We start from the raw sequence: 10,373 nt of genomic DNA on the forward strand, positions 1-10,373 counted from the left end.
GGAGGATCGCGCGTGGCCGGCACGCGGCCGGCCACGCGGGCGCGGTCACTGGCCGATGTGCTTTTTCAGCCAGGCGTTGACCGTGTCGTGCCAGAGCACGCTGTTCTGCGGCTTCAGCACCCAGTGGTTCTCGTCGGGGAAGTACAGCAGCTGCGAATCGATGCCGCGCCGCTGCAATGCGGTGAACGTCGAAAGGCCCTGGTCGACCGGCACGCGGTAGTCCTTCTCGCCCTGCACCACCAGCATCGGCACCTTCCACTTCGCAACGTGGTTGACCGGGTTGAACTTCTCGTAGCCCTTCGGGTTGTCGTACGGCGTACCGCCGTTCTCCCACTCGGTGAACCACAGCTCTTCGGTCACATAGCCCATCGAACGGGTGTCGAACACGCCGTCGTGGTTGACCAGGCACTTGAACGGTGCGTTGCCCTGGCGGTCGAACCAGTTGCCGGCGATCCAGTTGATCATGTAGCCGCCGTAGCTGGCGCCCAGCGCGCAGGCGCGGTCACCATCCAGGAAGTCGTACCTGTCCTGCGCCGCCGCCCAGCCCTTCTGCAGGTCGACCAGGGGCTTGCCGCCCCAGTCGCCGCTGATGGCATCGGTGAAGTCCTGTCCGTAGCCGGTGGACCCGTGGAAGTCGATCATCACCACCGCGTAGCCCTGGCCGGCATAGGTCTGCGGGTTCCAGCGGTAGCTCCAGCCGTTTCCGAAGCTGCCCTGCGGGCCGCCATGGATCAGGAACGCCACCGGATACGACTTGCCCTCCTCGTAGTTCCACGGCTTGACCACGTAGCCGTGCACGGTGTCGTTGCCGGCACCCTTGAAACTGAACTGCTCGAAGGCACCGAAGCTCACGCCCGGCAGGCGCTCGGCCGCGGTCGGGGTGATGGCGCGCAGGTTGTCAGCCGCGAGCGTCGTGGTGTACAGCACGTCGCCGCTCTGCATGGAGTTGCGCGCAAGCGCAAGGGTGTCGCCGGCGATGTCGAACGCCGACACCGTGCCGTCGCCGACCAGCTTCACCACCTCGCCGCTGGCCACGTCGATGCGGAACAGCGGGTATTCACCGGTGTCCTGCGCGGCCACATACAGCGTGCTGCCGTCGGCCGAGGGCACGACCTGGCTCGGCGACCGGTCCCACTTCGGAGCGATCTCTCGGCGGCTGCCGTCGGCGAGGTCCATCGCCATCAGCGCGTAGCGGTCGGCTTCGAAACCGGGGCGCTTCATCGCGCGGTAGAACAGCGTCTTGCCGTCCGCGCTGAACACCGGGCCGGCGTCCCAGGCGGGATTGTCGGCGGTGAGGTTCACCGGCGCGGTGCCGCCCTCGGTCGACAGGCGGTAGAGGTCGAAGTTGGTCGACCACGGCTCCTGCTTGCCGGCCACGCGCACGCTGGCAACCACGCTGCGGCCGTCGGGCGACCAGGCGTAGTCCTCGCTGCCGCCGAAGGGCTTGGACGGGATGTCGCCGTCGAGCGCGCTGCTGATCGCCAGAGCCGTGGCCACCGGCCTGGCTTTCGCGCCCTGCGGCAGCTCGGCCACGAACAGACCGCTGCGGCGGCCGTCCTTCCAGGTGTCCCAGTGGCGCACGAAGAGCTGGTCGTACACCACGCCCGAGACCTTGGAGGACTTGGTGTCGGCGAGCCGCTTGCTGGTGCAGGCGAAATCGGCGCAGTCGGCGAACGTGTCGGCACTGAACGCGATGCGGCTGCCGTCGGGGGACAGCCGGTAGCTGCCGACATCGAGCGCGAAGTCGGTCAGCTGGCGCGGCTTGCCGCCAGCGGCGGGGATCGCATACAGCTGCTGGCTGCCGCCCTTGGCACTGAGGAAGTACACCGTCGCGCCATCGGGCGAGAAGGTCGGCGAATTGACGTTCCAGCCGGCCGGCGTGAGCTGCCGGGGCGGCGCGGCGTCGCGGGTCACCAGGTTGCGGGTATACAGCGCGGTGGACGAGGTGCCGGCATCGAATTCGACGCCGCGCTGGGCGAACAGCAGCACCCGGCCATCCGGCGACAGCGTCGGGGCGGACACGCGGTCGAGTGCGGCCAGGTCACGTGCCTCGAGACCGCGGGCGGCGGCCACCGCCGGCAACGCGGCGAGCAGGCACAGGGGCAACAGGGCGGTTCGCAGCATGGATCGGGACTCCGGCACGGAAAGGCCCGATGGTAGGCGGCGGCGGCGGCCGGCGCAAAGGCCGGACGTCGCGTGCCACACGGCGCAGCGCGCGTGCGCCACGCGCACACCGCCGATCAGAGCGGACCCGGCTCCACCGGCGCCGCCGTGGTGTCCTGCTTCGCGCCGCTGCGGAACAGCAGCCACGCCACCACCGCCAGCACCGCCAGCCCCACCCACTGGTTGAAATGCAGGGCCGCGGGCAGCGCCAGGACGTCCGGGCGCTCGGTGAGCACGATCGGCACCGCGATCGCGATGCCCATCAGCGCCTCGCCGGTGATCAGGCCGGCGGCGAACAGCGTGCCCGGCCGGTGGATGCGGTCGCGCGCGGCCTCGTCCTTGCGGTCGATGCCATGCTTGCGCTCGACCATGTGCGCCAGCAGGCCACCGAGGAAGATCGGCACCATCAGCTCCAGCGGCAGGTAGATGCCGATGGCGGCTGCCAGGACCGGCACGCGGAACGTCGCGCCGCGCGCCTTCAGCCATTCGTCGAGCGCGATGATCGCGGCACCCACGCCGGCGCCGATCGCGATCATGTCCCACGGCAGCTTGCCCCCGAACATGCCCTGCGCCACCGACGCCATCAGCGTCGCCTGCGGCGCGGCCAGCGAATTGGGCTGCGCCGCCGTGGGCGCACCGATGCCGTAGGCCTGGGCCAGCAGGTTCAGCACCGGCGCCATGATCAGCGCGCACGAGAACGCGCCGATCGCGAGCATCAGCTGCTGCTTCCAGGGCGTGGCGCCGACGATGTAACCGGCCTTGAGGTCCTGCAGGTTGTCGCCGCCCACCGCCGCCGCGCAGCAGACCACGGCGCCGATCATGATCGCGGCGACCGCACCGATCGGCGAATCGCGCCCGAGCAGCAGCACCAGCACCAGCGACGCGAACAGGATGGTGGCGATGGTGATGCCCGACACCGGGTTGTTGGACGAGCCCACGAGGCCGGCGAGGTACGCCGACACCGACACGAACAGGAAGCCGGCGACGATCATGATGACGGTCATGGGCACGCTGACGAACCAGTCGCCCACGATCGCCTGGTACAGCACCAGCAGCGGCAGCACGAACAGCACCAGCGCCACCAGCATCCACTTCATGGGCAGGTCGCGGTCGGTTTCGGCGACCGTCTCGCCACTGCCCTTGCGCGCGGCGGCGATGCCGCTCCTGACGCCCGACAGCAGCGACCTGCGCAGCGAGAACAGCGTCCAGATGCCGCCAATCAGCATGGCGCCGACACCGAGGTAGCGGATCTTGGCCGACCAGATCGCCCCGGCCGCGTCGGCGGCGGAGGCACCGGCCAGTTGCGTGGCCAGCACCGGGTCGCTGGACAGCAGGAACGCGTGGTACAGCGGGATGGCGATGTTCCAGGACAGGATGGCGCCCGACAGCACCACGATGCCGATGTTGAGGCCGACGATGTAGCCTACGCCGAGCAGGGCCGGCGACAGGTTGGTGCCCATGTAGCCGAGGTACTTGCCGAGGAAGCCCGAGCCGACCGCGTTGTCGGGGATCATGCGCATGCCGCTTTCCGCCGCAACCTTGACCAGCGCGCCGATGCCGGCGGCCAGCGCCAGGATCCTCAGGCCGGGTCCCGGGTTCTCGCCGGCCTTGAGCACTTCCGCCGCGGCCTTGCCCTCGGGGAACGGCAGCGGATCCTCGACGATCATCGTGCGCCGCAGCGGCACCGAGAACAGCACGCCGAGCAGGCCGCCGAGCCCGGCGATCGCCAGCACCCACCAGTACTCGAACCTGTCCCAGTAGCCGAGGATGATCAGCGCCGGGATGGTGAAGATCACGCCCGCGGCGATCGACGAGCCGGCGGAGGCGCCGGTCTGCACGATGTTGTTCTCGAGGATGGTGCCGCCGCCGAGCAGGCGCAGCACGCCCATCGACACCACCGCCGCCGGGATCGCCGTGGCGATGGTCAGGCCGGCGAACAGGCCGAGATAGGCATTGGCCGCCGACAGCACCACGGCGAGGATGATCGCCAGCAGCACCGCGCGGAAGGTGAGCTGGGGAACCGCCTCGCCCGTAGTCTTGTCCATCGCCACTGCCCTGCTGCCCGGAAGCCGGACAAGCTACAAGGCGCGGGCGGGCGCGTCCAGCCGCGCCCGCCTTCCGTCGCGAACGGCGCCGCGTGGCCTAGCGTTCGCCGGCAGCGACGGTGGCCTTGCTGCCACCCAGGTGACGGGACAGGAAGTCGAGCAGCTTGGTGTAATAGTCCCTGTTGTTCTCCGGCTTGTAGAAGCCGTGGCCTTCGGACGCGTAATAGTGCGCCTCCACCGGGACACCCGCGGTCTTCAGGGCGCGTTCCATGTTCTGGGTGTGCTCGACCGGGGCGGTCTTGTCCTCGCGGCCGGCCGCCAACAGGACCGGCACCTTGATGCTGCCCGCGCGCCTGGTCGGCGAATTGGCCTGGAGCGTGGCCTTGTCGCTGCCGATCCATTCGTTCGCCCAGGTTCTCATCGAGCCATGCTTCAGGACCTCCTCCTGGTGCAGCTGCGGCAGGTCGTAGACACCAATGAAACCCGCCGCGCACTTGTACAGATCGGGCTCCCGCGCCGCGCCCGACATCGCCGCGAACGCGCCATAGCTGGCGCCATAGATGCAGATGCGCGCCGGGTCGGCGAACCCCTCGCGGATCGCCCAACGCGTGGCGTCGGACACGTCGTCCTGCATGGCCAGTCCCCATTGCTGCGCGCCGGCCTGGTGGAACCGGCGGCCCCGGCCACCGGAGCCACGGAAGTTGACCTGCAGTACGGCGTAGCCCGCGGCGGCCAACATCTGCGCTTCCCTGTTGAAACCCCATTCGTCGCTCACGTTGAACGGACCGCCGTGCGGGAGAACCACCATGGGCATCTGTTTGCCGGAGGCACCCTTGGGCACGGTCAGGAAACCCTTCAGCTTCAGGCCGTCGCGGGCGGCCAGCTCGATGGGACGAACCGCGGCCATCCCGGCCGGATTGAACCATTCGGCAGCGCTGATCACGTAGTCGGCCTTCTTGGCCTCCGCATCGAACAGGAAGAAGTCGCCCGGGTTGCGGTCGCTCCACGCATGCACCAGGTTGACCCGTCCATCGCGCGTGCTCGACGTGATAACTGCCGCATCACCGCCGAACGCACCCTGCAGGCTACGGTACAGCCGCGCATCCGCGGACGTTTCGTCGAAGAAGCGGAAGCGCGGCTTGTCGCCGCCATACATTGCGCCGACCGGGATCGAGGTTCCGGGCTTGTAGATGATGGTCGGGTCCATTGTTTCGTCGCGCAGCAGCTCCGTGTGCTTGCCGGTGGCCGGGTCGTAGGCGACTACCACGTCAGGGCCGCTCGACTGTTCGACCAGGAGATACGCGGTCTTGTCGTCTGCGGAGAAGCCGATCGGCACCTCGACTCGCCCGCTGGCGGCCTCATGGTTGACCTGTTTCCATTCGGACGCGTCACCATCGCGATAGAACAGCTGGCTGATGTTGTCGGTGTTGCCACCAAGGGCAAAGCGCACCACGCCCTGGTTGTCGCTTGCGAACCGGGCATTGCGCACCGGCACGCGCGTGACGATGTGGCGCACGCCCGTATAGACGTTCATCCGCTCCACGCGGGTGTACGGGTCAGCGGTGAACGGCATGACGCTGATCAGCACGTGCTTGTCATCATTCGGCAGATCGTCGACAAGGAACGCCGCCACCCGCTCTGCCCGCTTGCCCTGCATGCGCGAGCCGAGGTTGCCGCCGACACTCTGGCCGACCAGCAGTTCGACGCGCCCTCCACTGGCGTCCATCCCGTACAAGTCGCCGGTAGGCTGCGGTTCGGCGAGGAAGCCGATCTTCTGCGCCGCGCTGATCAGCACCCGGTCCGGACTGACCCAGTCGAAGTCGGCGACGGCGGTATCACGGCCCATCTGGAACGTGCCCATGACCTGCCTGGTGACGCGGTCCATGATGACCAGCGCCACCCGGTCCTCGAATGGCAGGGTTGCGGCGAAGTAATCGCCATTGGGCGAGATCTTGATTGTCGTGAAGAGGTCGCGCTTGACATAGGCCGCGACGTCGACCTCCGTTGCCTGCGCAGGTGTCGTCGCGGTCGCGGCCAGCAGCGAGATCGCCAACAGCCCCGCAATGCATGCGGCACGCGTGGTGCGGATGAGCATGTTCTTCCCCTGAGTGTGGTGGTCGGCGCGTCCCGGCTGCGCCCCACGCATTCTCCCCGACTCAGGCCGCGGCTTCCACCAATCCGTCCAGGACCCGGCCGAGCTCGTCCTCCCACCGCGGCAGTTCGATGCCGAAGACGGACACCAGGGCGGCCGTGTCCAGGCACGACCATGCCGGGCGCACGGCCCTGGTCGGGTAGTCGGACGTCGCGATGGCCGTGACGCGCGGCTTGGCCGCCAGCACGCCGCGTGTGTACGCGCCCTCGACGATGGCCGAGGCGAACCCATGCCAACTGGTCTGCCCGGTCGCGGTCAGATGCCACAGACCCGACGCAGCCGGCGCCTGCAGCGCCGTTGCGGTGACCTGGGCGATCAGGCGCGCCGAAGTCGGCGTGCCAACCTGGTCTCCGACGACCCGCAGCTCGTCGCGCTCGGCGGCCAATCGCAGCATGGTGCGCAGGAAGTTGTTGCCATGCCCGGCATACACCCACGCCGTGCGGAACACCATGTGCTGGCCGCCATGCGCACGGACCGCCTGTTCGCCGGCGAGCTTGCTGGCCCCATAGACCCCCAGCGGCGCGGTGGGGTCGTCTTCGCGATAGGGCCGCGAACCGCTGCCGTCGAACACGTAGTCGGTCGAGTAATGCACGATGCGGATGCCGAGGCGCGCGCAGGCTCCCGCAATCGCGCCAGGCGCTTCGGCGTTGGCGCGGTACGCCGCGTCAGCGTCGTCCTCGGCACGGTCCACGGCGGTGTAGGCCGCCGCGTTCACGACCACGTCGGGCGCGAGGCGCTCGATCAGCGCCGGCAGCGATGCCGGCTGGTCGAAATCCGCGACCTCGCACGGCGTGCCGTCTACCAGCGCACCGCTGCGCGTGCAGCACACCACCTCGCCGAGCGGTGCCAGGCTGCGCCGCAGCTCATGGCCGACCTGCCCGTTGGCACCGAGCAGCAGCAGCCTCACGGTGCGTAGACCGGGAGCCGTTCCACGACCACGTCCGCCAGGAACGGCGCGCGCGCGTCCTTGTCCGACAGCAGCGGCGCGGACACCGGCCAGTCGATCGCCAGCGCGGCATCGTTCCAGCGGATGCCGGCATCGGCCTCGCGATCGTAGGTGGCGGTGCACAGGTAGGTGAACACGGCGCGTTCGCTCAAGGTCACGAATCCGTGCGCGAATCCTTCCGGGATCCAGAAGTGGCGCCGGTTCTCCGCGCTCAGCAGCACGGCGGTCGACTGGCCGAACGTCGGCGAGCCGCGGCGGATGTCCACCGCGACGTCCCAGACCTCGCCTTCGATCACCGAGACATACTTGCCCTGCGGCTTGGGCCACTGGTAATGCAGGCCGCGCAGCACGCCGCGCGTCGACGACGACACGTTGCCCTGCACGAACGCGGGCTCGAGCCCGTGCGCGGCGAGCTTGTCGCTGTTGAAGGACTCGAAGAAGTAGCCACGCTCGTCACCGAACACCTGCGGCTCGAAGACCACGCAGCCCGGCAGCGGCGTTTCGATGACCTTCACCGCACCACTCCGCGCTTGGCCAGCGACAGCAGGTACTGGCCGTAGCCGTTCTTGGACAGCGGCGCAGCGAGGCGCTCGAGGTCGGCATCGTCGATCCAGCCGTTCTGCCAGGAGATCTCCTCCGGACAGCACACGCGCAGGCCCTGGCGCGCCTCGACGGTCTCGATGAAGTTCGAGGCCTCGATCAGCGACTGGTGGGTGCCGGTGTCGAGCCAGGCATAGCCGCGACCGAGCTGCTCCATGTGCAGGGCGCCCTCGTCGAGGTAGCAACGGTTGAGGTCGGTGATCTCCAGCTCGCCGCGCGCCGATGGCGTGAGCGACGCCGCGAAATCGCTCGCGCGCCCGTCGTAGAAATACAGGCCGGTGACCGCGTAGTTGGAGCGCGGCTGCAGCGGTTTTTCCTCCAGGCCCACCACCTTGCCATCCGCGTCGAACTCGGCCACGCCGTAGCGCTCCGGATCGCTCACCCAGTAGCCGAACACGGTCGCGCCGTCCTGGCGCGCATCGGCGCGCTTGAGGATCTCGGTGAAGCCATGGCCGTGGAAGATGTTGTCGCCCAGCACCAGGCAGCTCGGCTTGCCGTCGACGAAATCGCGGCCGATCAGGTAGGCCTGCGCCAGTCCGTCCGGGCTGGGCTGCACCGCGTAGCGGATGTCCATGCCCCACTGCGAACCGTCGCCGAGCAACTGCTGGAACAGCGCCTGCTCGTGCGGGGTGTTGATGATGAGCACCTCGCGGATCCCGGCGAGCATCAGCGCGCTCAGCGGGTAGTAGATCATCGGCTTGTCGTACACCGGCAGCAGCTGCTTGCTGATCGCCTGGGTGATCGGATACAGCCGGGTGCCGGATCCGCCGGCGAGGATGATGCCGCGGCGCGACGTCATGCCGCGGCTCCGATGCGCTCGAGGCGGTAGCTGCCGTCCAGCACGCGCTGCACCCAGGGCTGGTTGCCGAGATACCAGTCGACTGTTTCGGCGATGCCGCGCTCGAAACTGTATTTCGGCTCCCAGCCCAGTTCGTCGCGCAGCTTGGAGGCATCGATCGCGTAGCGGCGGTCGTGCCCCGGACGGTCGGCGACATAGGCGATCTGCGAGGCGCGCGGCTGGCCGTCCGCGCGCGGGCGGCGCGCGTCGAGCAGCGCGCAGATGGTCTTCACCACCTCGATGTTCTGCTTTTCGGCGTTGCCGCCGACGTTGTAGGTCTCGCCCACGCGGCCCTTGGCCAGCACGGTGCGGATCGCCTCGCAGTGGTCGGTGACAAACAGCCAGTCGCGCACCTGCTTGCCATCGCCGTACACCGGCAACGGCTCGCCGGCCAGCGCCTTGGCGATCACCAGCGGGATCAGCTTCTCGGGGAAGTGGTAGGGGCCGTAGTTGTTGCTGCAGTTGGTGGTCAGCACCGGCAGCCCGTAGGTGTGGTGGAACGCGCGCACCAGATGGTCGGAGGCGGCCTTGGTCGCCGAGTACGGCGAGTTGGGCGCATACGGCGTGGTCTCGGTAAAGAGCCCCGTCTCGCCCAGCGTGCCGTAGACCTCGTCGGTGGAGACGTGCAGGAAGCGGAAGGCGTCCTTCGCCCCGCCTTCCAGCGCCTTCCAGTAGTCGCGCACCGCTTCCAGCAGCGCCAGCGTGCCGACGACGTTCGTCTGCACGAACGCCGCCGGGCCGTCGATCGAACGGTCGACGTGGCTTTCCGCGGCGAAATTGACCACCGCATCCGGGCGATGCTCGGCGAGCAGGCGCGCGACCAGCGCGCCGTCGCCGATGTCACCCTGGATGAAGGTGTGCGCGGGGTTGTCCGCCAGCGACGCCAGCGTGTCGAGGTTGCCGGCATAGGTGAGGACGTCGAGATTGACGACGCGCACGCCGGCCGCCACGGCCTCGAGCACGAAATTGCCGCCAATGAAACCGGCGCCGCCGGTGACTAGCCAAGTGGTCACGCTGGGGGTTCTCCTGGAAAACGGGCGCGGACGCCGGGCGGGTTCAGAACGGGATGTCGTCGTCCGAGAAATCGTCGTTGAACGGCGGCGGCGCGGCGGCGCCGGCACCACCACCCGCTCCTGCCCCCGACGCCTGGCGGCGCGGCGCGTCACCCTGATCCGGGCGCGGCGCGCGCGCGCCACGCTCGCCGCCACCGCCCTCGCCAACACCACCCATCATCTGCATCTCGCTGGCGATGATGTCGGTCGTGTAGCGCTCGACGCCGTCCTTGCCGGTGTACTTGTCGGTGCGCAGCGAACCCTCGATGTAGACCTGGCGGCCCTTCTTGAGGTATTCGCCGGCGATCTCCGCCAGGCGGCCGAAGAACTTCACCCGGTGCCACTCGGTGCGTTCCTGCTGCTGGCCGGTCTGCTTGTCCTTCCACGCCTCGGTGGTCGCCACGCTGATGGTGGTGATGGTGGAGCCGCTCTGTGTGTACTTCACGTCGGGGTCGTTGCCGAGGTTGCCGACGATGATGACCTTGTTGATGCCGCGGGCCATGGGTCTGGTTCCTTGCGCTCTCCGCCGGGATTGGCGGACGGAAAGGGTGAGTATACCCGTGGCCCCGGGGCCATC

General features: G+C 68.7%; 8 protein-coding genes. All 8 read right to left on the reverse strand.

Annotation, left to right across the window (positions count from 1 at the left end; genetic code table 11):
- Window positions 1-45 precede the first annotated feature (45 nt).
- Entirely contained in the window at window positions 46-2,124 is a 2,079-nt protein-coding gene (locus H5368_RS06385; protein WP_182822491.1) for a S9 family peptidase, read from the reverse strand.
- 116 nt (window positions 2,125-2,240) lie between these two features.
- Window positions 2,241-4,208 carry an oligopeptide transporter, OPT family gene (locus tag H5368_RS06390; protein WP_182822493.1) on the reverse strand — a complete coding sequence of 656 codons (1,968 nt, stop codon included), beginning with the start codon at window positions 4,206-4,208 and terminating at the stop codon, window positions 2,241-2,243.
- A gap of 97 nt (window positions 4,209-4,305) precedes the next feature.
- Complete coding sequence (locus H5368_RS06395; protein ID WP_182823826.1) at window positions 4,306-6,303, reverse strand: prolyl oligopeptidase family serine peptidase; 1,998 nt, start codon at window positions 6,301-6,303, stop codon at window positions 4,306-4,308.
- 61 nt (window positions 6,304-6,364) lie between these two features.
- Complete coding sequence (rfbD, locus tag H5368_RS06400) at window positions 6,365-7,267, reverse strand: dTDP-4-dehydrorhamnose reductase (protein WP_182822495.1); 903 nt, start codon at window positions 7,265-7,267, stop codon at window positions 6,365-6,367.
- A complete protein-coding gene (gene rfbC / locus H5368_RS06405; RefSeq protein ID WP_182822498.1) occupies window positions 7,264-7,821 on the reverse strand; it encodes a dTDP-4-dehydrorhamnose 3,5-epimerase in 558 nt (185 codons plus the stop codon). The genes rfbD and rfbC overlap by 4 nt, the downstream gene beginning before the upstream one ends.
- Window positions 7,818-8,705 carry a glucose-1-phosphate thymidylyltransferase RfbA gene (gene rfbA / locus H5368_RS06410; protein ID WP_182822501.1) on the reverse strand — a complete coding sequence of 296 codons (888 nt, stop codon included), beginning with the start codon at window positions 8,703-8,705 and terminating at the stop codon, window positions 7,818-7,820. The genes rfbC and rfbA overlap by 4 nt, the downstream gene beginning before the upstream one ends.
- Window positions 8,702-9,757: a dTDP-glucose 4,6-dehydratase gene (gene rfbB / locus H5368_RS06415; RefSeq protein ID WP_182822504.1), complete on the reverse strand. Its 1,056-nt coding sequence runs from the start codon at window positions 9,755-9,757 to the stop codon at window positions 8,702-8,704. The genes rfbA and rfbB overlap by 4 nt, the downstream gene beginning before the upstream one ends.
- A gap of 43 nt (window positions 9,758-9,800) precedes the next feature.
- Complete coding sequence (gene ssb, locus H5368_RS06420) at window positions 9,801-10,298, reverse strand: single-stranded DNA-binding protein (protein WP_182822506.1); 498 nt, start codon at window positions 10,296-10,298, stop codon at window positions 9,801-9,803.
- Between the last annotated feature and the right edge of the window lie 75 nt (window positions 10,299-10,373).

It is taken from the genome of Luteimonas sp. MC1782, assembly GCF_014164605.1.
GTDB lineage: Bacteria > Pseudomonadota > Gammaproteobacteria > Xanthomonadales > Xanthomonadaceae > Luteimonas.